The 23,106-nt window shown below is 59.9% G+C and carries 26 protein-coding genes; 5 read left to right on the forward strand and 21 right to left on the reverse strand.

The window, feature by feature from the left end; genetic code table 11:
* Positions 1–39: 39 nt before the first annotated feature.
* From lon to ACFO24_RS05350, 19 genes are all read right to left on the reverse strand, one after another.
* Positions 40–2,478, reverse strand: coding sequence for an endopeptidase La (gene lon / locus ACFO24_RS05260; protein ID WP_377737250.1), 2,439 nt, complete (start codon positions 2,476–2,478; stop codon positions 40–42).
* A gap of 151 nt (positions 2,479–2,629) precedes the next feature.
* On the reverse strand, positions 2,630–3,895 hold the full coding sequence (gene clpX / locus ACFO24_RS05265) for an ATP-dependent Clp protease ATP-binding subunit ClpX (RefSeq protein ID WP_207575155.1): 1,266 nt from the start codon (positions 3,893–3,895) through the stop codon (positions 2,630–2,632).
* A 99-nt stretch (positions 3,896–3,994) separates the two neighbouring features.
* Positions 3,995–4,603: an ATP-dependent Clp endopeptidase proteolytic subunit ClpP gene (gene clpP / locus ACFO24_RS05270; protein ID WP_278253509.1), complete on the reverse strand. Its 609-nt coding sequence runs from the start codon at positions 4,601–4,603 to the stop codon at positions 3,995–3,997.
* Between the two features lie 105 nt (positions 4,604–4,708).
* Positions 4,709–6,022: a trigger factor gene (gene tig / locus ACFO24_RS05275; protein WP_377737253.1), complete on the reverse strand. Its 1,314-nt coding sequence runs from the start codon at positions 6,020–6,022 to the stop codon at positions 4,709–4,711.
* Between the two features lie 456 nt (positions 6,023–6,478).
* Positions 6,479–7,798, reverse strand: coding sequence for a histidinol dehydrogenase (hisD, locus tag ACFO24_RS05280; protein WP_377737254.1), 1,320 nt, complete (start codon positions 7,796–7,798; stop codon positions 6,479–6,481).
* Between the two features lie 33 nt (positions 7,799–7,831).
* Complete coding sequence (hisG, locus tag ACFO24_RS05285) at positions 7,832–8,476, reverse strand: ATP phosphoribosyltransferase (RefSeq protein ID WP_377737255.1); 645 nt, start codon at positions 8,474–8,476, stop codon at positions 7,832–7,834.
* A gap of 60 nt (positions 8,477–8,536) precedes the next feature.
* A complete protein-coding gene (gene murA / locus ACFO24_RS05290; protein ID WP_377737257.1) occupies positions 8,537–9,805 on the reverse strand; it encodes a UDP-N-acetylglucosamine 1-carboxyvinyltransferase in 1,269 nt (422 codons plus the stop codon).
* A gap of 75 nt (positions 9,806–9,880) precedes the next feature.
* Positions 9,881–10,123 carry a BolA family protein gene (locus ACFO24_RS05295; RefSeq protein WP_377737258.1) on the reverse strand — a complete coding sequence of 81 codons (243 nt, stop codon included), beginning with the start codon at positions 10,121–10,123 and terminating at the stop codon, positions 9,881–9,883.
* A 36-nt stretch (positions 10,124–10,159) separates the two neighbouring features.
* Positions 10,160–10,951, reverse strand: coding sequence for an ABC transporter permease (locus tag ACFO24_RS05300; RefSeq protein ID WP_207575161.1), 792 nt, complete (start codon positions 10,949–10,951; stop codon positions 10,160–10,162).
* The gene (locus tag ACFO24_RS05305; RefSeq protein ID WP_377737259.1) at positions 10,948–11,880 is read right to left on the reverse strand and encodes an ABC transporter ATP-binding protein; all 933 of its coding nucleotides are present in this window, start codon (positions 11,878–11,880) and stop codon (positions 10,948–10,950) included. Before ACFO24_RS05305 ends, ACFO24_RS05300 begins: the two co-directional genes overlap by 4 nt.
* 70 nt (positions 11,881–11,950) lie before the next feature.
* Positions 11,951–12,268 carry an STAS domain-containing protein gene (locus ACFO24_RS05310; RefSeq protein WP_207575163.1) on the reverse strand — a complete coding sequence of 106 codons (318 nt, stop codon included), beginning with the start codon at positions 12,266–12,268 and terminating at the stop codon, positions 11,951–11,953.
* Between the two features lie 25 nt (positions 12,269–12,293).
* A complete protein-coding gene (locus tag ACFO24_RS05315) occupies positions 12,294–12,932 on the reverse strand; it encodes an MlaC/ttg2D family ABC transporter substrate-binding protein (protein ID WP_377737260.1) in 639 nt (212 codons plus the stop codon).
* Positions 12,933–12,949: 17 nt separating this feature from the next.
* The gene (locus tag ACFO24_RS05320; RefSeq protein ID WP_377737261.1) at positions 12,950–13,693 is read right to left on the reverse strand and encodes an MlaA family lipoprotein; all 744 of its coding nucleotides are present in this window, start codon (positions 13,691–13,693) and stop codon (positions 12,950–12,952) included.
* A gap of 30 nt (positions 13,694–13,723) precedes the next feature.
* On the reverse strand, positions 13,724–14,194 hold the full coding sequence (mlaD, locus tag ACFO24_RS05325; protein ID WP_377737262.1) for an outer membrane lipid asymmetry maintenance protein MlaD: 471 nt from the start codon (positions 14,192–14,194) through the stop codon (positions 13,724–13,726).
* A 23-nt stretch (positions 14,195–14,217) separates the two neighbouring features.
* Positions 14,218–14,994, reverse strand: a complete 777-nt coding sequence (mlaE, locus tag ACFO24_RS05330) for a lipid asymmetry maintenance ABC transporter permease subunit MlaE (RefSeq protein WP_377737263.1) — start codon at positions 14,992–14,994, stop codon at positions 14,218–14,220.
* Complete coding sequence (locus ACFO24_RS05335; RefSeq protein WP_207575168.1) at positions 14,991–15,797, reverse strand: ABC transporter ATP-binding protein; 807 nt, start codon at positions 15,795–15,797, stop codon at positions 14,991–14,993. The genes mlaE and ACFO24_RS05335 overlap by 4 nt, the downstream gene beginning before the upstream one ends.
* Before the next feature lie 17 nt (positions 15,798–15,814).
* Positions 15,815–16,567, reverse strand: a complete 753-nt coding sequence (locus ACFO24_RS05340) for an amino acid ABC transporter ATP-binding protein (RefSeq protein ID WP_377737319.1) — start codon at positions 16,565–16,567, stop codon at positions 15,815–15,817.
* Between the two features lie 25 nt (positions 16,568–16,592).
* Positions 16,593–17,246 carry an amino acid ABC transporter permease gene (locus ACFO24_RS05345; protein WP_207575169.1) on the reverse strand — a complete coding sequence of 218 codons (654 nt, stop codon included), beginning with the start codon at positions 17,244–17,246 and terminating at the stop codon, positions 16,593–16,595.
* Between the two features lie 127 nt (positions 17,247–17,373).
* Entirely contained in the window at positions 17,374–18,177 is an 804-nt protein-coding gene (locus tag ACFO24_RS05350) for an amino acid ABC transporter substrate-binding protein (protein WP_377737265.1), read from the reverse strand.
* 119 nt (positions 18,178–18,296) lie between these two features.
* Between ACFO24_RS05350 and ACFO24_RS05355 the strand changes: the two genes are divergently transcribed.
* Together ACFO24_RS05355 and ybeY are read left to right on the forward strand one after the other, a co-directional pair.
* Positions 18,297–19,427 carry a TFIIB-type zinc ribbon-containing protein gene (locus tag ACFO24_RS05355; protein WP_377737266.1) on the forward strand — a complete coding sequence of 377 codons (1,131 nt, stop codon included), beginning with the start codon at positions 18,297–18,299 and terminating at the stop codon, positions 19,425–19,427.
* Positions 19,428–19,524: 97 nt separating this feature from the next.
* Positions 19,525–20,004, forward strand: coding sequence for an rRNA maturation RNase YbeY (gene ybeY, locus ACFO24_RS05360; RefSeq protein ID WP_377737267.1), 480 nt, complete (start codon positions 19,525–19,527; stop codon positions 20,002–20,004).
* Positions 20,005–20,037: 33 nt separating this feature from the next.
* On the opposite strand, the gene ACFO24_RS05365 is transcribed toward ybeY, so the two are convergent.
* Together ACFO24_RS05365 and ACFO24_RS05370 are read right to left on the reverse strand one after the other, a co-directional pair.
* Positions 20,038–20,370 (reverse strand): ArsR/SmtB family transcription factor, encoded by a 333-nt coding sequence (locus ACFO24_RS05365; protein ID WP_377737320.1) that lies wholly within the window; start codon positions 20,368–20,370, stop codon positions 20,038–20,040.
* Between the two features lie 99 nt (positions 20,371–20,469).
* Entirely contained in the window at positions 20,470–20,664 is a 195-nt protein-coding gene (locus ACFO24_RS05370; protein ID WP_377737269.1) for a YgaP family membrane protein, read from the reverse strand.
* A 113-nt stretch (positions 20,665–20,777) separates the two neighbouring features.
* Between ACFO24_RS05370 and ACFO24_RS05375 the strand changes: the two genes are divergently transcribed.
* The 3 genes from ACFO24_RS05375 to ACFO24_RS05385 all read left to right on the forward strand — a co-directional run bounded on the left by ACFO24_RS05375 (position 20,778) and on the right by ACFO24_RS05385 (position 22,960).
* Positions 20,778–21,131: a carboxymuconolactone decarboxylase family protein gene (locus tag ACFO24_RS05375; RefSeq protein WP_377737271.1), complete on the forward strand. Its 354-nt coding sequence runs from the start codon at positions 20,778–20,780 to the stop codon at positions 21,129–21,131.
* 92 nt (positions 21,132–21,223) lie between these two features.
* Positions 21,224–21,985 (forward strand): sulfite exporter TauE/SafE family protein, encoded by a 762-nt coding sequence (locus tag ACFO24_RS05380; RefSeq protein WP_377737272.1) that lies wholly within the window; start codon positions 21,224–21,226, stop codon positions 21,983–21,985.
* 57 nt (positions 21,986–22,042) lie between these two features.
* Positions 22,043–22,960 (forward strand): Ppx/GppA phosphatase family protein, encoded by a 918-nt coding sequence (locus ACFO24_RS05385; protein WP_377737274.1) that lies wholly within the window; start codon positions 22,043–22,045, stop codon positions 22,958–22,960.
* The last annotated feature ends 146 nt before the right edge of the window (positions 22,961–23,106 follow it).

Raw genomic sequence — 23,106 nt, forward strand, 5'->3', positions numbered from 1 at the left:
TATGACTTCACCTTCACGCTGCCATTTTTTGCAAATTTTTTAGTGTTTGACGGCCCGAGGCTTTTTAGTAGCTACTTTTTCAGTAGCTGCAACCGCTTCAGATACAGGCACTTTAGGCAATTCATCAGCAGTAATCGGCGCTGGCAAATGCTCTAGTGCAATCTTTAATACCTCATCGATCCAACGCACCGGGGTAATTTCCAAACCTTGTTTCACATTGTCTGGAATGTCTTGCAAGTCCTTGACGTTCTCTTGCGGAATGAGCACGGTTTTAATCCCGCCCCGCAAAGCAGCCAAGAGCTTTTCTTTTAAGCCACCAATGGCGGTGACCTCACCACGCAAGGTGATCTCTCCGGTCATGGCCACATCGGCACGCACAGGGATGCCGGTCAGCGCCGAGACAAACGCCGTCGCCATGGCCGCGCCCGCACTGGGCCCGTCTTTGGGGGTAGCGCCATCGGGCACGTGAATGTGAATGTCTTTCTTTTCAAAGACGCTGTCGGCAATGCCCAACGAATGGGCGCGGCTGCGCACCACGGTGCGGGCCGCTTCCACCGATTCCTTCATCACATCGCCCAGTGAACCGGTGCGCAAAATGGTGCCCTTGCCCGGCATGGTGGCCGCTTCGATGGTGAGCAAATCACCCCCGACTTCGGTCCAGGCCAAGCCCACCACTTGGCCCACGTGGTTTTCTTTTTCCGCGTGGCCAAAGGTAAATTTCTGCACGCCCAGGTAGTCGTTCAGATTGGCCGCTGTGACTGTCACCTTGGGTTTGAGCTTGTTCAGCTGCAAACCTTTGACCACTTTGCGGCAGATTTTGGACAGTTCGCGCTCCAGCGCACGCACCCCAGCCTCGCGGGTGTAGTAGCGCACGATGTCACGGATGGCATCGTCTTGCACAGCCAGCTCAGCCTCTTTCACCCCATTGTTTTCCATTTGCTTGGGCAGCAAATAGCGTTTGGCGATGTTGATTTTTTCGTCTTCGGTGTAGCCCGCAAGGCGAATGACCTCCATGCGATCGAGCAGCGCCGAAGGAATATTGAGTGAGTTCGACGTAGCGACAAACATCACATCGCTCAAATCAAAATCGACCTCCACGTAGTGGTCCGAGAAGGTGTGGTTTTGCTCTGGATCGAGCACTTCCAGCAAAGCGCTGGACGGGTCGCCCCGAAAATCCATGCCCAGCTTGTCAATTTCATCGAGCAAAAACAAAGGATTGCGCGTGCCAACTTTCTCCAGGCTTTGCAGCACTTTGCCCGGCATGGCGCCGATGTAGGTACGGCGGTGGCCGCGAATTTCGGCCTCATCACGCACACCGCCCAAGGCCATGCGCACGTATTTGCGCCCCGTGGCTTTGGCAATGGACTGCCCCAGCGAGGTTTTACCCACCCCCGGTGGCCCGACCAGGCACAAGATGGGGGCTTTTACCTTGTCCACGCGCTGCTGCACGGCAAGGTATTCCAAGATGCGGTCTTTCACCCGCTCTAGGCCAAAGTGGTCGGCGTTGAGCACCTCTTCTGCCACGGCCAAGTCTTTTTTCACCTTGGTTTTTTTGCTCCAAGGCAGGCCAATCAACACGTCAATGTAGTTGCGCACCACCGCCGCTTCGGCGGACATGGGGGACATGAGCTTGAGTTTTTTCAGCTCACTTTCGGCCTTCTTGCGCGCTTCGGCGGACATTTTGGCCGCAACGATTTTTTTCTCGAGCTCTTCCAGGTCGGCCCCGTCTTCGCCCTCCCCCAGCTCTTTTTGAATGGCCTTGACCTGCTCATTCAAATAAAAATCACGCTGATTTTTCTCAATTTGGCGCTTGACCCGGCCACGGATTTTTTTATCCACGTTGAGGATTTCCACCTCGCGCTCAATTTGGTGCAGCAGATTTTCCAAGCGCTCGCGCACATCGGCCAGCCCCAAAACGGCCTGCTTGTGCTCCAGCTTGAACGGCAGGTGGGCGGTAATCGTGTCGGCCAACCGCCCGGCATCGTCGATGCTGGCAATGGAAGTCAAAATTTCTGAAGGAATCTTTTTGTTCAGCTTCACATACTGGTCAAACAGTTGCGTCACCGCGCGGCGCAGGGCTTCGACTTCGCTGGCCATCTTTTTATCTGCCAGCACTTCAATCACTTGGCAGTGGGCCTGAAAGCACTCTTCTTGCTCCACCACCTCGGTCAGCACGGCCCGCTGCTGGCCTTCAACCAGCACTTTGACGGTGCCATCGGGCAGTTTGAGCATTTGCAAAATCGTGGCCAGACAGCCAATGTCGAACAGGTCGGCAATTTCCGGCTCATCTTTGGCAGCCGTTTTTTGCGCCACCAACAAGATGCGGCGATCGGCCTCCATGGCCAACTCCAGGGCCTTGATGCTTTTGGCCCGCCCGACAAACAGCGGGATCACCATGTGGGGGAAGACCACCACATCGCGCAAGGGCAGTAAAGGGATGTTCAGGCTGCCCGCAGAGCCCGTATCGGTTTGAGACATGAAAATCCTCCATCCAACCGCCGCAAGCATGGGCTGCAGCAGTGACTAATTGAGAGAGGCCGCCAGACTAACCCAGCAGCCCATGAGCGGCGGCCCCCTCGTGGCCTGACCTGCTCTAGGCTTGGTAAACCAAAGCCTATTTGAAAGCCTATTAAGCCTGCTTGGCCACCTCGTGGTAGACCAACAGCGGTGCTTTGCCCTCGGTAATGGTGGCTTCTTCCACCACCACCTTGGCCACGTTGTCCATGGTGGGCAAATCAAACATGACGCTGAGCAAGGACTGCTCCAGAATCGAGCGCAGCCCCCGTGCTCCTGTTTTGCGAGCTAGCGCCTTTTTAGCGATGGCCATAAGGGCGGCGGGACGCACCTCTAATTCAACGCCCTCCATCGCTAACAGCTTGCTGTATTGCTTGATCAGGGCATTTTTCGGCTCGGTCAAAATTTTCACCAAGGCCGACTCTTCCAGTTCCGCCAAGGCCGTGACCACGGGCAAACGCCCGACCAGCTCAGGAATCAAGCCAAATTTGATCAGGTCTTCCGGCTCAATTTCTTGGAAGGCCTCGGAGAGCGAGCGGTTTTGCTTGCTGCGCACGGCCGCGCCAAAGCCAATCCCCGAGGCCTCGGTACGCCCTTCGATGACTTTTTCCAAGCCCTGGAAAGCGCCGCCACAAATAAACAAAATATTCGTGGTGTCCACCTGCAAAAAATCTTGGTTGGGGTGCTTGCGCCCACCTTGGGGCGGAATGCTGGCCATCGTGCCCTCAATCAGCTTGAGCAAGGCCTGCTGCACACCCTCGCCAGAGACGTCGCGCGTGATGCTGGGGTTGTCCGATTTGCGCGAGATTTTGTCGATCTCGTCGATGTAAATAATCCCGCGCTGGGCCCGCTCAATGTTGTATTCACAACTTTGCAGCAGCTTGCTGATGATGTTCTCGACATCCTCGCCCACATAACCGGCTTCGGTCAGGGTGGTGGCATCGGCCATCACAAAGGGCACATCGAGCTGGCGTGCCAAGGTTTGCGCCAGCAGCGTCTTGCCCGAGCCGGTCGGGCCAATCAGCAAGATATTGCTTTTGGCCAGCTCGACCTCGTCTTTGTCCGCCGCTTGTTGGTGATTGAGGCGTTTGTAGTGGTTGTACACCGCCACCGCCAAAGTGCGCTTGGCTTGTTCCTGGCCAATCACGTAGTTGTCCAGATTGTCTTTAATCTGTGCCGGTGTTGGCAGCCCGGCCTTCTCGCCATCATGCCCGCCCAGCAAGGGGGCTTGCTCATGGATGATGTCGTTGCACTGCGCAATGCATTCATCACAAATGAAAACCGATGGGCCAGAGACCAACTTTTTCACCTCATGCTGGCTCTTGCCGCAAAAGGAGCAATACAAATTTTTCTCATTAGAGGAGCCTTTTTTCTCGGCCATAGGTCTTCGATGCCTTAAAACTCAAAAGGGAAGAATGATAGCAATAGAAAAAGCGGCGCTTCCCCTTAGGGACAACGCCGCAGTTGTGCCTATCAGTATTTACGGACGCTTGTCAAGCACCTGATCCACCAGGCCGTACTCCTTGGCCTCCAGGGCCGAAAGGAAGTAATCGCGCTCGGTATCGTGCTGGATTTTTTCCAGCGACTGGCCGGTGCGCTCGGCCAAGATCGTATTCAAACGCTCGCGGGTTTTCAAAATTTCGCGGGCGTGGATTTCAATCTCGGTCGCCTGGCCTTGGGTACCGCCCAGAGGCTGGTGAATCATCACCTGCGAATTGGGCAAGGCAAAGCGCTTGCCTTTGGCACCCGCCGCCAGCAAAAAGGCCCCCATGCTAGCAGCCATGCCGCAGCACAGCGTGGAGACATCGGGCTTGATGAAATTCATGGTGTCAAAAATGGCCATCCCGGCGCTCACCGAGCCGCCGGGGCTATTGATGTAGAAGGAAATATCTTTTTCAGGATTTTCGCTTTCCAGGAACAGCAGCTGGGCCACCACCAAGTTGGCAGTTTGGTCATTGACCGGGCCCACCAGAAAAATGACCCGCTCTTTGAGCAAACGCGAATAAATATCGTAGGAGCGCTCACCACGGCCCGACTGTTCGATCACCATGGGAATCATGCCCAAACCCTGCGTATCCAATGCGTTCATAGCTACTCCAAATTTTTTGCTAATAAATGAAATGGGGGCTGTGCCGCAAAGCACAAGCCCCCAAATTTAGACGGAAACCGCTTGGTGCAAAGCCAAGACCACGCTTTAGGCTTGGCCCATCAGTTCCTCAAAAGAGACTTGCTTGTCGGCCACTTTGGCTTTGCCCAGCACAAACTCGGTCACGTTGTTTTCGATGACGATGGCCTCGACATCGGCCAAACGCTGGCGGTTGCCAAAATACCAACGCACCACTTCTTCGGGCTTTTCGTACGAGGCGGCCAGTTCATCCACGTGGGTTTTGAGCTGCTCGGGGGTGGCTTCCAGATTGTTGGCTTTCACCAGCTCAGCGACCACCAAGCCCAAACGCACCCGGCGCTCGGCCTGGGGCAAGAAAATGTCGTGGGGGATTTCTGCAGTTTCTGCATCCTTGATGCCGCGCTGTTTCAGGTCGGCACGCGCACCTTCGAGCAGACGCTGCACTTCGGACTGCACCACGGCGTTGGGCAGGTCCAGCTCCGCCACCGACACCAGGGCATCCATCACGGCTTGCTTGTTGCGGCTTTGCAGGCGGAATTTCACTTCGCGCTCCAGATTTTTGCGGATATCGGCACGCAAAGCTTCGACGGTACCGGCCTCAATGCCCAAGGACTTGACCAAGGCTTCGTCCACTTCGGGCAGGTTGGCGGCTTCGATTTTTTTGACCGTCACCAAAAAGTCAGCGGTTTTGCCGGCCACGTCTTTGCCGTGGTAATCCTCAGGGAAGGCCAAGGGGAAGGTCTTGGACTCGCCCACTTTCATGCCGCGCACGGCATCTTCAAACTCCTTGAGCATCTGGCCTTCGCCCACCAGGAATTGGAAGTCATCGGCTTTGCCACCGGCAAAGGGTTCGCCGTCAATCTTGCCTTCAAAATCAACCGTGACGCGGTCGCCATCGACAGCGGCTTCGTCTGCGGCGCGTTGGGCAAATGTGCGGCGTTGCTTGCGCAGGATGTCCAGCGTCTTGTCAATCGCAGCATCGTCCACTTCGGCGGTCAGCTTTTCCACCTCGGCAGCGGCCAAATCGCCCAGCTTGACTTCGGGGAACACTTCAAAAATTGCTTCAAACTCGGCCTGGCCTTCGGTTGCAGCGCCTTCTTTTTCGGCAATGCGCGGCTGACCGGCCACGCGCAGGCCAGCCTCTTGGACGGCCTGGGCAAAGGCTTCGCTGACTTTGTCGTTCAGCACTTCGTATTGCACCGAGTAGCCGTAGCGCTGGGCGACCACGTTCATGGGCACTTTGCCAGGACGGAAACCGTCCATCTTCACAGTGCGGGCCACTTTTTTCAGACGGGCATCGACTTCAGCTTGGATGCTCTGCAACGGCACGCTCAGCGTGATTTTGCGTTCCAGCTTTTCCAGGGTTTCAACAGTTACGGCCATGGTGGTTCCTAAATCTGGGAGGAATAAAACCATGCCGGCTGCAGGCTGTGGCCTGCACCGGCATCAACAAAGTCTTTATATGGTGCGCGGGAGCGCGCAGCGAATGTCGCGAAACATCAACACGTTGCAAGACAATCGCGCAAAATTCGCGGGCCGCAAAACGGCCACACCACTCAATTGAACTGCAAATTATATCCTTTTGAGTCCTGCAAAAAGCAGCGCCGCCAAGAACGACCACCATCGCGCACGGCCATGGCGTGCGCGGGGCGGGTGCGGCCAACGCGCCTGCGCTTAGAACGTGTTCACGATCTGCGCGCGAAGGGGTGCGGGATGCGGATCGGGATGGGCTGCAAGGCGCAAACCACAGACATAGCGCTAGCTATGGCGAGGATTTGCAACGCCGCAGACCGCCCGAGGCCGCGACTGCACACCCGTGAGGAGACTTTGAACACGTTCTTAGCCCTTCAAGCGCATTTCTGCCGCCCGCGCGTGCCCTTGCAGGCCCTCGCCGTGGGCCAGCACACTGGCGATGCGGCCCAGGGTTTGGGCCCCTTGCTCGCTCACTTCGATCAGGCTGCTGCGTTTTTGGAAGTCGTACACGCCCAGCGGGGAGCTGAAACGCGCCGTGCCGCTGGTGGGCAGGACGTGGTTGGGGCCGGCGCAGTAGTCGCCCAGGCTCTCGCTGGTGTAGGCCCCCAAAAAGATGGCCCCGGCGTGTTTTAAGAGCGGCTCCCAGCGGTGCGGGTCGCGGCTGCTGACCTCCAGGTGCTCGGGGGCGATGCGGTTAGAGATGGCGCAGGCCTCTTCCATGCTGCGCGTGTGGATCAAGGCCCCACGGTCGCTGAGCGATTTGGCGATGATGGCCGCGCGGGGCATTTCGGGCAGCAGGCGGTCGATTGCGCGCTGCACGGCGGCGATGTAGTCGGCATCGGGGCACAGCAGGATGGATTGGGCCAGCTCGTCGTGCTCGGCCTGGCTGAACAAATCCATGGCCACCCATTCAGCGGGGGTGGTGCCGTCGGCCAGCACCAAAATTTCAGACGGGCCGGCAATCATGTCGATGCCCACATGCCCAAACACGCGCTTTTTGGCGCTGGCCACGTAAGCGTTGCCCGGGCCGGTGATTTTGTCCACTTTGGGCACGGTGGCGGTGCCGTAGGCCAGCGCGGCCACGGCCTGGGCTCCGCCAATGGTGAAGCCGCGTGTCACGCCAGCGATGTAGGCAGCGGCCAGCACCAGTGGGTTTTTTTCGCCTTTGGGGGTGGGCACGACCATGATGATTTCTGCCACTCCGGCCACCTGGGCGGGGATGGCGTTCATGAGCACGCTGCTGGGGTAGGCGGCTTTGCCGCCGGGCACGTAGATGCCCACGCGGTCCAGCGGGGTGACTTTTTGGCCCAGCAGGGTGCCGTCCGCATCGCGGTAGCTCCAGCTTTGGCCGGTGGCTTGCTTTTGCGCTTCGTGGTAGCTGCGCACGCGGGCGGCCGCTTCGGTGAGGGCGTTTTTTTGCACATCCGGCAGGCTGTCAAAGGCGGCTTGGAGTTCGGCCTGGGTCAGCTCCAGCGCCGCCAAATCGGGCGCATTCAGGCCATCAAAGCGGGCGGTGTACTCCAGCACGGCGGCATCGCCGCGTTGCTGCACATCGGCCAGGATGGCGGCCACGCGCTCTTCAATGGCCGCGTCTTGCTCCATCGACCAGTGCAGACGCTGCGAAAAATCTTGCTCAAAAGTACTTGAAACCGTTGATAGGTGGGCGGGAGTAGCTACTAAATTCATGATTCTTCCTGGCGGGATGGATGCTGCGCGGGATTAGTCTTTGCCAATGGCCCCGACAAAGGCATCAATGATGGGGCGCAGGCGTTGCTGTTTGAGTTTGAGCGCGGCCTGATTGACGACCAGGCGCGAACTGATGTCCATGATGCGCTCGACTTCGACCAAGTTGTTGGCCTTTAAGGTGCTACCCGTCGAGACCAGATCGACGATGGCATCCGCCATGCCGGTCAGCGGGGCCAGCTCCATGCTGCCGTAGAGCTTGACCATATCGACGTGTACGCCTTTTTGGGCGAAGAACTCGCGCGCGATGGTGGTGTATTTGGTGGCGATTTTCAGCCGGCCACCTTGCTGCACCGCTGCTTCGTAATCAAAGTCGGCACGCACCGCCACGCTGACGCGGCATTGGGCGATCTGCAAGTCCAGCGGCTGGTACAGGCCTTGGCCACCGTGTTCGATGAGCGAATCCAGGCCCGACACCCCCAAGTCCGCCCCGCCGTATTGCACGTACACCGGCACGTCCGAGGCGCGCACCAGCACCACGCGCACATCGGGCTGGTTGGTGGGAAAAATCAGCTTGCGCGATTTTTCCGGGTCTTCGGCCACGGTGATGCCGGCGGCGGCCAGCAGCGGCAGGGTTTCTTCGTAAATGCGGCCCTTGGACAGGGCGATGGTGATGCTCATAGGGGCAGCAATCTGATTAGCGGGTGAAGGGAAATGCACAGGGCACAGGGCAAAAGGGCATCAGGCAAGGCGCTTGATGTCTGCCCCCAGGGCGCGCAGCTTGTCTTCCATGCGGTCGTAGCCCCGGTCAAGGTGGTAGATGCGCTCGACGATGGTTTCGCCCTTGGCCACCAAGGCGGCAATCACCAAGCTGGCCGAGGCCCGCAGGTCGGTGGCCATGACGGTGGCCCCCGTCAGGCGCTGCCCGCCAGTGACGCTGGCCACGCGCCCGTCGGTGCTGATTTGCGCCCCCAGGCGGCGCATTTCATTGACGTGCATGAAGCGGTTTTCAAAAATCGTTTCCGTCACCGTGCTGGGGCCTTCGGCCACCAAATTGAGCGCCATGAACTGCGCCTGCATGTCGGTGGGAAAGCCGGGGTATTCGGTGGTGCGAAAGCTTTGCGCCTTCAGGGGCCCTTCGCTGCGAATGCGCACGCCGCCCTCCTCGGCCAGCACCTGGGCCCCGGCCTCTTGCAGCTTGTCGATCACGGCCCCCAAGTGGTCGGCGCGGGCATTGCGCAAAAAGGCCTCGCCCCCCGTGGCGGCCACGGCGCACAAAAAGGTGCCCGCTTCAATGCGGTCGGCCACCACCTGGTGCTCGCAGCCGTGCAGTTGCTCCACCCCGTCGATGACGATGCGGCTGGTGCCGTGGCCAGTGATTTTTGCGCCCATGCGGATGAGCATTTCGGCCAGATCGGTGATTTCGGGCTCCATGGCGGCGTTTTCCAGCACCGTGCGCCCCTCGGCCAAGCAGGCGGCCATGAGGAAATTTTCGGTGCCGGTCACCGTCACCATGTCGGTGCTGATGTGCGCCCCGCGCAGGCGCTTGTGCCCCAGCGGCAAGCTGGCCAGCATGTAGCCGTGATCGACGGTGATTTCCGCACCCATGGCCTGCAGGCCTTTGATGTGCTGATCGACCGGGCGCGAGCCAATGGCGCAGCCGCCGGGCAGCGACACCTTGGCGCGGCCAAAGCGGGCCAGCAGCGGCCCCAGCACCAGCACCGAGGCGCGCATGGTTTTCACCAGCTCATACGGCGCTTCGGGGTTCAGCGTATCGGGGGCGGTAAAGCTCATGCCGCCGCGCTCGCCGTGGGTTTCGGTGGCCACGCCCATGTGGTCGAGCAGGCGGCGCATGGTGGCCACGTCGTGCAAGCGCGGCACGTTCACCAGGTGCACCGGCTGCGCGGTGAGCAAGGTGGCACACATTTGCGGCAAGGCGGCGTTTTTGGCGCCAGAGATCAAGACTTCGCCCTGCAGGCTTTGCCCACCACGGATGAGGAGTTTGTCCATTTTTAAGAGATAAAAAGACTGCTAACCCTTACCCAATAAGCGATAGCAGCTATTAGTTTATGGATTTCAGCGTTCTTAGGCCTGCTGCTGGGCCCACTCGGCCGGGGTGAGGGTTTTCATCGACAAGGCGTGCAGTTCGCCCGAGGCGATTTTGTCATTCACGATGGCGTTGATGGCCCGCTGGCGCTGCACGCGGTTTTGCCCCTCGAAGGTGCTGGAGACAATCACGGCAAACCAATGGCGGCCATCGCCCTCGACTTCAACATGTTCGCACTGCAAGTTTGCAGCAATTAGCGCTTGGATATCTTCAGAATTCATGTAAAACCTCTAATAAATGTTTATAAATAAGCGACTCTAGCTACGAATTTTGTATCCCGTGCGCAATAACTGCAAGGCCAACGCGCTGACCAGCAGCCACGCGCTCCCGGCAATGGCCAAGCTGAGCCACGGCGAGACATCGCTTTGGCCGAAAAAGCCGTAGCGAAAACCGTCAATCATGTAGAAAAACGGGTTGAAGTGGCTCACCTGCTGCCAAAACGCAGGCAGCGAATGGATGGAATAGAACACGCCGGACAAGAACGTCATGGGCATGATCAAAAAGTTTTGAAAGGTGGCCATTTGGTCAAACTTATCGGCCCACAGCCCGGCAATCAGGCCCAGCGTGCCCATCATGGCGCAGCCCAGCAGGGCGAACACCCCAATCCACAGCGGCGCGGCAAATTCAGGCGTGGCGTAAAACAAGGTGACGATAAACACCCCGCAGCCCACCAGCAGCCCGCGCAAGATGGCCGCCCCCACGTAAGCGCCAAACCAGGCCCAGTGCGATAGCGGGGTGAGCAGCAAAAACACCAGCGAGCCCATGATTTTGCTTTGCACCAGGCTGGAGGCGCTGTTGGCAAAGGCGTTTTGCAACATGCTCATCATCACCAAGCCGGGGATGAGAAAGGCGGTGTAGCTCAGGCGGTCGTACACCAGCACGCGCCCTTCGAGCACGTGGCCAAACACCAGCAGGTAGAGCACGGCGGTGAGCACCGGCGCGGCAATGGTTTGGAACGCGACTTTCCAAAACCGCTGCACTTCTTTGTGCAGCAAGGTGCGCCAGCCGGCGCTGGCCGACAGCGAGGCGGTATTCACGGGCGGGGTCATGGGCGAACTCCTGGCACTTGTTGTTGCTGCTGTTGCTGCATGACGTGGAGGAAGACATCTTCCAGGTCCGCACGGCGGATTTCCACCTCTTGCGGGTGCACGCCGCCTTGGCGCAGGGTGGCCAGCAGCTGCTCGACATCGGCCGCATCGTGGGCCGGAATTTGCACGATACGCCCCGTCACACGGGCGCGGGCAGCGATCGCTTCTGGCAAAGCATCATCGGTTTTGAACTGCAACACGGTGCTGGAGGCCGATTTGAGCAGGTCGTCCATGCGCGAGAGGGTGACGATCTTGCCGCGCTTGAGCATGGCCACGCGACTGCACAGCGCCTCGGCCTCTTCCAGGTAGTGCGTGGTCAGCAGCACGGTGTGGCCCTGCTTGTTGAGCTGGGCGACAAACTGCCACAGCGTTTGGCGCAGCTCCACATCGACCCCGGCGGTGGGCTCGTCCAGCACGATCACCGGCGGCTTGTGGACCAAGGCTTGGGCCACCATCACGCGCCGCTTCATGCCGCCCGAGAGCTGGCGCATATTGGCCGTGGCCTTATCGGCCAGGCCCAGGCTTTCTAGCAGCTCGTCGATCCAGGCGTTGTTGTGCTTCAGGCCAAAGTAGCCCGATTGCAGCTGCAAGGTTTCGCGCACATTGAAAAACGGGTCAAACACCAGCTCCTGCGGCACGATGCCCAGGCGCTGGCGGGCGGCGGCAAAGTCGCTGTGCACATCGTGCCCCAGCACCGAGACGCGGCCACTGCTGGCACGCGCAAGGCCCGCCAAGATGCTGATCAGCGTGGTTTTACCGGCCCCATTGGGGCCGAGCAGGCCAAAAAATTCACCCACTTCAATGTCCAGGCTGACATCTTGCAGCGCATGGAAATCGCCCCGAGGGGTGGTGTAGGTCTTGGAGATGGATTGAAAAGAAACAGCGGTCATAGAGGGCGCAATTCTACGGCGGCCCCTGTTTGCAGATGCTGCAGCGCAGCAATGGCCGCAAGGGGGAATGTCAAACCGCGCTGGCAGCGGCGTGAGCGACGGACTTGTCTTGGGGGGTGCTGAGCCACTCCAACACCCCATACACCTGGGCCAAGGACTGCAGCTTGGCCGGCCACTGCACCACGTGCAAGGTTTTTCCATGGGCCTGGGCATGGCGGCGGCAGGCCAGCAGCAGCGCCAAACCGGCGGAGTCAAAGCGCTGCACCCCGGCCGCGTTCAAGCGGCACACACTGCCCCTGGGCAAGGCATCCAAGGCGCGGCACAGTGCGGCCAGCTGCGCCTTGGCAACGCTGGCATCCAACTGGGGGGGTAAATCCACCGTGGTCATGGGGGCCGTGTACGCCTGCGCGGGCTTAGGGTTTGGCGGCAGCGGTGGCATCAAAGCTGCGGGACGACAGGGCCTGAATCAAGCCGTCAATCCCGCCCTGGTTCAACTCTTGCGCGAACTGGGTGCGGTAGGTCTCCACCATCCAGATGCCCAATACGTTGAGGTTGTAGATTTTCCAGCCCTCGCCAGGCTTTTTCTCCAGCCGAAAGTCCAGCGCCACGGGCTCGCCCTTGCCGCGCACTTCGGTGCGCACCAGCACATCGGTATCGCCCGGCGCGGCCCGCAGCGGCTTGACCACCACTTTTTGGTCGCTCACCTGGGCCAGCGCCCCGGCATAGGTGCGAATCAGCATGCCCTTGAAGGCCTGCTGCAGCTGCTCGCGCTGGGCTTCACTGGCTTGGCGCCATTGCGGGCCAACCGCCGCCGAGGTCATTTTGCGAAAGTTCACGTAGGGGATGACTTCGCGATCGACCACCTCAGAGATGCGGGCCAGGTCGCCTTTTTTCAGCGCTGGGTCTTTTTTAACCAGCTCCAGCAAATCGGTGGATAAGCGCTTGATCAGCGCATCGGGCGCTTCATCCTTGCTCCCCGTTTGGGCCCATGTGGGCAAAACTGCGCCCCCGGTCAAAGAAGCCAGCAGGGTGATCAGAGTCCTTCGTTGCATAAATATTTTCTTCTTGCTTAATTGTCAAAGTCTTCCACTTGGCCAGCGTTTTCATCCTGCGCCCGGGGGTCGCGCCGCTGCAGGTAAAAATCACGCACCAAGCTGTAACGGTCCAGGGCAACGGCATCCAGCGTGTCCGAGGCATCGAGCACATTGGCCCGCTTGTCGGTCCAGCGCAGCGCGGCCAAGCTGTTGCGCACAGAGACGGGGTAGATGTCATCCAGGACATAGCCGCGCCAATCCACGGGCAAGGCCACGGTATCGCGCACAGTCGATGGGCCAAAGAAAGGCAGCACCAGGTAGGGCCCAGGCTTCATCCCCCAGTGCGCCAGGGTCAAGCCAAAGTCTTGCTTTTCACGGGCAATTTGTGCCTCGGTGGCAATGTCCAACACCCCACCCAGGCCAAACACGGTGTTGGTGGTAAAGCGCACCATGTGGTTGTAGGCCTGCTCGCCCCGGCCTTGCAGCACGTAATTCACCATTGACCACAGGTCACCGACGTTGCTGAAAAAATTGGTCACTCCCGTGCGCATCGGCTGGGGTGTGACGGTTTTATAGGCCGTCGCCACGGGTTTGAACACTGCGTCATCAACCGTGTCGTTGAACGCCATCATCGAGCGGTTGTAGCCCTCCCACGGGTCTTGCGGATGGCGGGCCTGGCCCTCAGGCACCGCCGCACAACCGGCCAAGACCACGCAGGCCCCGATCACGCAGGCAGGGGCCGTTTTCAGCCGGACAAACGAAATTATTTTTTTCAACATAAAAGTCACCTTGGTACTGAACGCTTGGGCCTATTCGGTTGTGCCGCCTTCTTGCGCCTTGCCATAAAGAAATTGGCCAATCAGATTTTCCAACACTACCGCCGACTGCGTGGCCACAATGCGATCACCCTGGGCCAGGTTGTGCTCATCGGCCCCGGCCTCAATCCCCACATACTGGTCGCCCAATAATCCGCTGGTTAGGATTTTTAATGAGCTGTCTTTCGGAAAGGCATAGCGCTTTTCCATGGACAAATGCACCGTGGCCTGGAAGGTTTGGTCGTCAAAGGTGATGCCCTCGACCCGGCCCACCACCACCCCGGCGCTTTTGACGGCGGCCTTAGGCTTTAAGCCACCAATGTTGTCAAAGCGGGCCGTCACCTGGTAGGTGGGCTGAAAGCTCAAACTCAGCAAATTGGCCGACTGCAGTGCCAAAAAGGCCAGGGCCAAGCCGCCGATCAACACAAACAAGCCGACCCAAACATCATTTTTTGAACTTGGCATGGATACCTCTTGAGCTATTTTCTTTAAATACTGAACATGGACGCGGTGAGCAAAAAGTCCAGCCCCAACACTGCCAGCGAGGCCACCACCACGGTGCGCGTCGTCGCGCGGGACACGCCCTCGGGCGTGGGCTTGGCGGTGTAGCCCTGGTACAGCGCAATAAAACTGACGGCAAAGCCAAACACCAGGCTTTTGAGCACCCCATTGGCCAGGTCGTACCACCAATCCACGCCGCCTTGCATCTGCCCCCAGAACGCGCCGCCATCCACGCCAATCAACAGCACGCCCACAACCCAGCCGCCAATCACGCCCACAGCGCTAAACACGGCGGCCAGCAGCGGCATGGTGATGACCCCGGCCCAAAAGCGCGGGGCCAGAATGCGGCGCACGGGGCTGACGGCCATCATTTCCATCGCAGCCAGCTGTTCACCGGCTTTCATCAAGCCAATTTCAGCGGTCAAGGCCGTACCAGCGCGACCGGCAAACAGCAAGGCCGTGACCACCGGCCCCAGCTCGCGCAGCAGCGACAGCGCCACCAGCAAGCCCAGTGCCTCGGCCGAGCCATAGCGCTGCAAGGTGTAGTAGCCCTGCAAACCCAGCACAAACCCCACAAACAGCCCCGAGACTCCAATGATGGCCAACGAGTAGTTGCCTAAAAAATGGATTTGCTCGCCCACCAGCCGAAACCGCGCCAAGGTGGCGGGCAGCAGCCCCAGCAATTGCCCCAACAAACGCGTGGCCTGCCCCAGGGCGGCCAGTTGCGCCCGGGTGCTGCGGCCCAGCCGTGCCAAGAAGTTCATGGCTGCCCCCCAAAATCCTGCGCCAAACTGGGCGCGGGGTAATGAAACGGTACCGGCCCGATGGGCTGGGCATGGACAAATTGCTGCACCAGCGGATCGGGGTTGGCCATCACCTCGGCTGGCGTGCCCTGGGCGGCGACACCGCCCGCGCCCAAAATAATCACCTGGTCGGCCACGCGAAAGGTTTCTTCCAGGTCGTGCGACACCACGATGCTGGTCAGCCCCAGGGCATCGTTCAGGGTGCGAATCAAGCGGGCCGCCGTGCCCAAAGAAATCGGGTCCAGCCCGGCAAACGGCTCGTCGTACATGATGAGCTCCGGGTCCAGGGCAATGGCCCGTGCCAAGGCCACGCGCCGGGCCATGCCGCCCGAGACTTCGCTGGGCTGCAGCGCGCGGGCCCCACGCAAGCCAACGGCGTGCAGCTTCATCAGCACGATGTCGCGGATCAATGCCTCGGGCAAATCGGTGTGCTCGCGCAAGGGAAACGCCACGTTGTCGAACACATCCATGTCGGTAAACAGCGCCCCAAACTGAAACAGCATGCCCATGCGCCGGCGCATGGTGTACAGCGCGGCCGTGTCCATCTGGCCCACGTCCTGCCCATCGAACAGCACCTGGCCCTGCTGCGCCCGGTTTTGCCCGCCAATCAGGCGCAGCACGGTGGTTTTGCCACCGCCCGAAGCACCCATCAGCGCCGTCACCTTGCCCCTGGGCACGGTCAGCGACAGGTCGCGCAGCACCACCCGCTCGCCATAGCCAAAGGTCACGTTGTGCAGCTCAACCAAATTCAATGCGTCGGACATCCTGTGTTCACCCTTCTCTACAAGGTGTTGCACAAAAAGGCTTTGGTGCGTTCCTGCTGGGGGGCGCTAAAAAATTCTTTCGCCGGGGCTTCTTCGACAATTTCGCCCTTGTCCATGAAGATCACCCGGTTGGCCACATCGCGGGCAAAGCCCATTTCGTGAGTGACCACCAGCATGGTCATGTGCTCCTGCGCCAGTTCGCGCATGGTGCGCAGCACTTCGCCGGTCAGCTCGGGGTCCAGGGCCGAGGTCGGCTCGTCAAACAGCAAAATATCCGGCCCCATGGCCAGCGCCCGGGCAATGGCCACGCGCTGTTTTTGCCCGCCCGAGAGGCGGTTGGGGTAGGCATCGCGCTTGTCCAGCAGGCCCACTTTTTGCAGCAGCTGCTCAGCCTGGGGCACGATGGCGGCGCGGGCCATTTTCTTCACCAGCATGGGCGCTTCGATGATGTTTTCCAGCACGGTCAAATGCGGAAACAGGTTGAACGACTGGAACACCATGCCCATTTTGCGGCCAATGCTCCGAATTTGAGAGTCGCTTGCGTACGCTGCACGGCCATTGGCATCGTTTTGTACCAGCACATCGCCTTCGACCGTGATGGTGCCGCTATCAATTGTTTCCAGATGGTTCAAACAACGCAGAAAGGTGCTTTTGCCCGAGCCAGAGGGGCCAATGATGGCCACCACCTCGCCGCGCTGCAGTTGCAGCGAGATGCCGCGCAGCACATTGGTCGCGCCAAAGCTTTTGTGAATCTGCTGGGCGCTGATCATGACTTCGGGGGCGGCGTGTGGGGTGTCAAGCGTCAAAGCGGGCATGGCGGCGCTCCAAGTATTGGAAGACCCAGGTCAGAATCAAGGTCATCCCCAGGTAGAAACAGCCCGCCACAATGAAGGGCGTGAAGGTAAAGTCGCGCTGCACCATGCCACGGGCCACGCGCAGCAGGTCGTTCAAGGCCAGCACATAAATCAAGCTGGTGTCTTTGACCAGGGTGATCGTCTCGTTGCTCACGGGCGGCAAAATGCGCGTCCACATTTGCGGCAGGATGATGCGGCGCATGGTCTGCCCATAGGTCAGGCCCAGCACCTTGGCCCCCTCATACTGCCCCCGGTCAATCGACTGGATGCCGGCGCGGAAAATCTCGGCAAAGTACGCCGCGTAATTGAGCGCGAACGCCACCACGGCCGACGGAAAATCGGGCAAGCGCACGCCAATCACCGGCACAAACGGCAGGGCAAAGTAGATAAACAGCAGCTGCAGCATCAGCGGCGTGCCACGCATCAGCCAGATGTAGGCCCCTACCGCAGCGCTCAAACTGCGCAGGCGCGAGATGCGCACCAAGGCCAGCACCAACCCCAGCGGGATGGACAGCGCCATGGTGATCACAAACAGCTTGAGCGTGACCTGCGCCCCACTCCACATGGGGCCCAGCAAAGAAATTACATATTCCATAAAGGTCTTGGCTCGCCCCAAAATGATCGGCGCGGGCAAAGAAAAAGCCGACAAGGCCAAGCCTTGCCGGCTGCAGGGGCGTAGCCGCAGATTCTACAACGCGGCTGGGAAAACCCTGGGGCGTGCCTTACTTGATGATGTCTTTGCCAAACCACTGCTGGGCAATTTTGGCGGCCGTGCCATCTTGCTTCATGGCATTCATGGCCCCGTCGATTTTGGCCAGCAGCTCAGTATCTTCCTTGCGCAGGCCCACACCGTACTCTTCGGTGCCAAAGTTCTCGTCCAGCACGGCGTACAGCTCGGGCTTTTTGGCCACGTAGTAGCGGCCGACCACTTCATCGACCACCACGGCCTCCAAGCGGCCGGTGGTCAGGTCCATCAGGGCCGCCACGTTGTCGCCAAAGGTTTTGAGCTCTTTGAACGAATTGAAAACAGCTTCTTCTTTCTTGATGGCATCCACCGCGCTGGAGCCTTCTTGGGCACCGACCACTTTGCCCGCCAGATCGGCCTTGGTTTTGATTTCAGAATTGGCCGGCACCACGATGATTTGGTGGTTTTCCATGTAGGGCGCGGTAAAGGCGATGTTTTGCTTGCGCTCTTCGGTGATGGTCAGGCCATTCCACAGGGCATCGACGCGCTTGCCCGACAGTTCGGCCTCTTTGGCGCTCCAGTCGATGGGCTTGAACTCCACTTCCAGGCCCGCGCGCTTGGCGGCCTCACGGGCCATGTCGATGTCAAAGCCGACCAGCTCGTTTTTCTCATCGCGAAAACCCATGGGCGGGAAGTTATCGTCCAGTCCTACCACCAGTTTCACCACCGCAGCCGGGGCGGGCGCCGCGGCCGGGGCTGTGCTGGCCGCAGGTTCGGTTTTACCGCAAGCGGCCAACAAAGCGGCCAAAGCGACCGAGGCAAGAAGGGTGCGTTTTTGCATGGGGACAATCTCCTGGGTAATAAAAAAGGCAATTCAAAAGCGTAATCCGCAATTGTGCCGGGAAACCCTGCCCCGCCACGGGCAGCGGCGGCACAATACGCCTCTCTTGCCCATTGACTATGACCGCTGCTGCCTCCTTTGAACCCGCCGCCCCCGCCACCGTGGGCAAACACCCCTGCCCGGAATGCGGCGGCAATCTGGAGTGGCACCCCCAGGCGCAAACCCTGCGCTGCCCCTATTGCGGCACCACCGCCCCCTGGTCACCCAGCGCCCACGCTGACGACCCCAGCGCCATTGCCGAGCAAGACCTGCTCCAAGCCCTGCGCAATCCGGCCAGCGGGCGCGGCTGGGGGCAAGAGCGCTACGAGGTCGAATGCCAAAACTGCCGCGCCATTTCGGTGTTTGATGCCCAGCGCACGGCGCAGCGCTGCGATTTTTGCGGCTCGCCCGCCATCGTGGCGCATACCGGCGGCGGCGAGGCGATTACGCCGCAAAGCATCTTGCCGTTCAAAATCAGCGACGGGCAAATCCGCGACCGCATCCGCCAGTGGTACGGCAGCCGCTGGTTTGCCCCGAACAAACTCAAAACCGCTGCGCTGACCGATACCCTGCACGGCATCTACCTGCCGTACTGGACGTTTGATGCCCACGCCAGCGCCCAGTGGCAGGCCCAGGCCGGTTATTACTACTACACCACCGAGACCTACCGCGACAACAACGGCAACATGCAAACCCGCCAAGTGCAGCACACGCGCTGGGAGCCAGCGGCGGGCCAGCTGCAGCACTTTTTTGACGATGCCCTGGTGCCCGGCACGGCGGGCGTACACCGCGCCCTGCTGCGCCAGATCGAGCCCTTTCCCACCACCACCGATTTACAACCCTACAGCCCCGAATTTGTGCGCGGCTGGACGGTGGAGCGCTACCAAATCAACCTGGGCCAAGCCGCCAAAATCAACGAAGAAGACATGGACCACACCCTGCGCAGCCTGTGCATCCGGCAGATTCCGGGCGACACCTGGCGCAACCTGTCCATGCAGCGCCAGTACCAGGGGCGCAGCTTCAAGCATGTGCTGGTGCCGGTGTGGCTGGTCAGCTACACCTACGGCACAAAAACCTTCCAGATCGTCGCCAACGGCTACACCGGTGCCATTGCTGGCGAGCGCCCGTACAGCTGGGTGAAAATCAGTCTGGCCGTGCTGGCGGCCTTGCTCTTCCTGGGTTTGCTGCTGGCAGTGATGCAAAATACATAGCTATTTGCGCTTATTTAATAAAGTTTTGAATGCATAAAGCACCAAAATACCCATCAAAATCAGCGGTAACAGCTATTGTTTAAAAGGAAACCCCACCATGGCCCTGAACCAACTGCGCTTATCGCTGCAATTTGGCCGCAACCTCTTTGACGGTGACCCTGACCCGCTGGCCCGCCACCGCGCCGTGCTCACGCGCAGCCACGTCACCCGCTGGATTCGCCACGCCCTGGCGCTGGATGCGGAAATCACCGTGCGCATCGTCGGCCACAGCGAAGGCCAACAACTCAACCACCAATACCGCCACAAAGACTACGCCACCAATGTGCTGACCTTTGACTACCAGCAAGAGCCCACCGTGGTGGCCGACCTGGTGCTGTGCGCCCCCGTGGTCGAACGCGAAGCGCTGGAGCAAGGCAAAACCCTGGAAGAGCACTACGCCCACCTGCTGGTACACGGCACCTTGCACGCCCAAGGCTGGGACCACGAAACCAGCGAGGAAGATGCGCAAGAGATGGAAGACTACGAAACCGCCATCCTGCAAGAACTGGGCTACGCCGACCCTTACGCCAAGGATTAAGGGCCAAGCCAAAGACGGGGCCAGCGGCTGGGCTCAGGCCGGGCAATAGAGGCGGTACATGGTTTGGATGAGCTGCAAAATGCGCGGATCATTCAGCTGGTACCAAATGAACTTGCCATCGCGGCGCGTGCTCACCACGCCCTCGCGCCGCAAGATGCCCAGCTGCTGCGACAAGGTGGGCTGGGTCACCCCGGTGAGCTGTTCCAAATCGCCCACGGTGCGCTCTTGTTGGGCCAATTGGCACAGCAAGAGCAAGCGATCGGCGTTGCCCAGCAGCTTGAGCGTTGTCACCACCTGCGTAGCGTGCTCGCGCATCACCTCCAAATCAATGGCGGCAGAAGGGGCTGGGGCATCAATCGTAGGCATCATGGCAAAAGGCAAGCAAAGTAAAAGTACGTACCTTAAAGCACAAGCCAAATAGACGGCAAACGCAAGGCATTTGCATTGTGATCAAAAAATAAGCGCTCAATCGCGCTTAAGCGGACAGGTATTGATGCCCAGCAGCGGGTACGCGGGGCAAAACCGGAACAAGCCCGTGGCCAATGGCAGCACGCCCAGCCACCCCCACCAGCCCACCAGGCCTGTCGCAGCCAGGACAACCAGCACCACGCCCACCAAAATACGCAAGATGCGGTCGATACCGCCGACATTGATTTTCATGAAAGCACTCCTTTGGGTGAGTTACAAGTTTGTTGATCAAACAACAATTGAAGAAAATATATATTATACAAAAACATAAACAATTGCTATTAATTTTTCCAACTGGAGGCTATATGAGCACCTTTGACCACGCTGCCCTGACCCAAAACATCAACAAAGCCCTAAAAAGCTTTCGCCAATCACAAGCCCCGGTGATGCAGGGCTTCGCCCAACTTTCACAAGCGGCCCTGGCCGATGGGGCCATTGATGCCAAGACCAAAGAGCTCATCGCCCTGGCCATTGGCGTAACGCAAAAGTGCTCGGGCTGTATTGGCTTTCACGTGCAGGCACTACACAAATTGGGAGCGACCCGCGCCGAACTCGATGAGATGCTCGGCCTGTGCGTTTATATGGGTGGTGGCCCGGCCCTGATGTACTGCGCCGAAGCCATCGACGCGTGGGAGAAACTCACGGTAAAAACTGCTTAACCTGCCTGGCCCCCTTGGCTTGGGGTGGCAGCCCCCGCAATCCCCCTAAGATCGCGCTTTCGTTCGTTTGCAGCAAGGGGATAGCGATGGAGATGTTTGGGCCAATCGACCATGTGGCACTGCTGCTGGTAGCGGCATTTTTGGCAGGCGCTTTGAATGCCGTGGCCGGCGGTGGCAGTTTTTTGACCCTGCCCGCCCTGGTGTTTACCGGCGTACCGGCGGTCACGGCCAATGCCACCGGCACCGTGGCCTTGCTGCCCGGTTATGCGGCCAGCACCTGGGGGTTTCGTGAAGACATGGCGGCACCGCCTGGGCTGACCATGGGGCGCTCAATCGCCCTGTCTTTGATTGGCGGCGCGGCCGGGGCGGCGCTGCTGCTGGTCACCTCGGACGCTACGTTCAAAAAAGTTGTCCCCTGGCTGCTGCTGGGCGCAACCGCCTTGTTTGCTTTTGGCCCACAAATCCGCGCCTGGGCGGCAGGGCAAAAGCACGGGGCTGCGTCCACGGTAAAGGCCGCCATCGGCATGTTCGCCGTGGCTTTTTATGGGGGCTACTTCAACGGGGGCTTGGGCATCTTGTGCCTGGCTTTGTTCAGCCTGCTGGGGCAAACCAATCTGAACGCCATGAATGGCATGAAAAATTTGGTCTCCACCCTGCTCACCGCCATTGCGGTGGCGGTGTACGCGGCCGGGGGCATCGTGCTGTGGCCCCAGGCCTTGCTGATGATGGTGGCCGCCACCGCCGGGGGCTATGGCGGGGCCCGCATCGCCCGCAAGCTGCCCGCGCCCGTGCTGCGCTGGGGCATTGTGCTGACCGGGCTGGTCATGTCGATCCTGTTTTTTGCCAAGGCATAAAAATTATGGGCATAAAACTGGTAAAACCACGCGCTTACCCGCCTGCCAGGATTTGCCATGGAGCACCCCCCGACCATCGCCGCCATTGACCTTGGATCGAACAGTTTCCGTCTGGAGATTGGCTTTTTCCGGGGCAGCGAATTTGTTCGCCAACACTACATTAAACGCACGCTGCGCCAGGGGGCGTGTCTGGAAAACGGCTGTTTGAGTGCCGCGGCCATGCAAGCGGGCTGGGCCTGCCTGGCCGAATTTGGCCAGCTGCTGCACCAGCACCAGGTTCAACACGCCCGTGCCGTGGCCACGCAAACCCTGCGCGAGGCGCGCAACAGCGCCGACTTTGTGCGCGAAGGCAGCCGCCTGCTGGGGGGGCTGCCCATCGACATCATCAGCGGCGAGCAAGAGGCGGCGCTCATTTACCGGGGCGTGGCCAGCCAGCTGCCGCCGTCCACCGATCGGCGCTTGATCGTCGATCTGGGCGGGCGCTCGACAGAAATCACCCTGGGCCAAGGGCTGCAAGCCCAGCAGCTGGCCTCCTACCCGCTGGGCAGCGTGCTGTGGACGGGGCGGTTTTTTGGCGATGGCGTGTTGTCCGAAGCGGCTTTCGCCCAGGCAGAGGCGGCGGCCAGCACCGTGTTGGCGCAGGCGGCCACGCTGTTCCCCCTGGGCAGCTGGGATTGCGCCTATGCCTCGGCGGGCACCGCCACAGCCGTCAGCGATGTGCTGGCCGCCCACGGCCACGGTGCCAGCCCCATCACCCGCGCAGAGGTGTACTGGCTGCGTGCGCAACTGCTGCGCTGCGGCCATATCGGGCAGCTGGCCCTGCCAGGTTTGCGGGCCGACAAGGCACCGGTGGTTGCCGGGGGGTTAAGTGTGCTGCTGGCCCTTTTTCACACCCTGCAGCTGCAGGCCATGGTGCCCGCCCAGGGTGCCCTGCGCATTGGGGTGCTGCACAGTCTGTGCAATCCGACCGGATGATGCGGCGGCGCTGTTTCGTTGGCGCTGTTTATTTTGAGCGGTTGGTTTAGAACGTGTTCATGATCTCGAATGAAGGTGTGGGGGATGCGGTTCGGGATGGGTTGCGAGGCGCAAACCACAGCAATAGCTTGGCTATTGCGAGGATT

The organism is Comamonas denitrificans, from assembly GCF_042654745.1.
Classification (GTDB): domain Bacteria; phylum Pseudomonadota; class Gammaproteobacteria; order Burkholderiales; family Burkholderiaceae_C; genus Comamonas; species Comamonas denitrificans.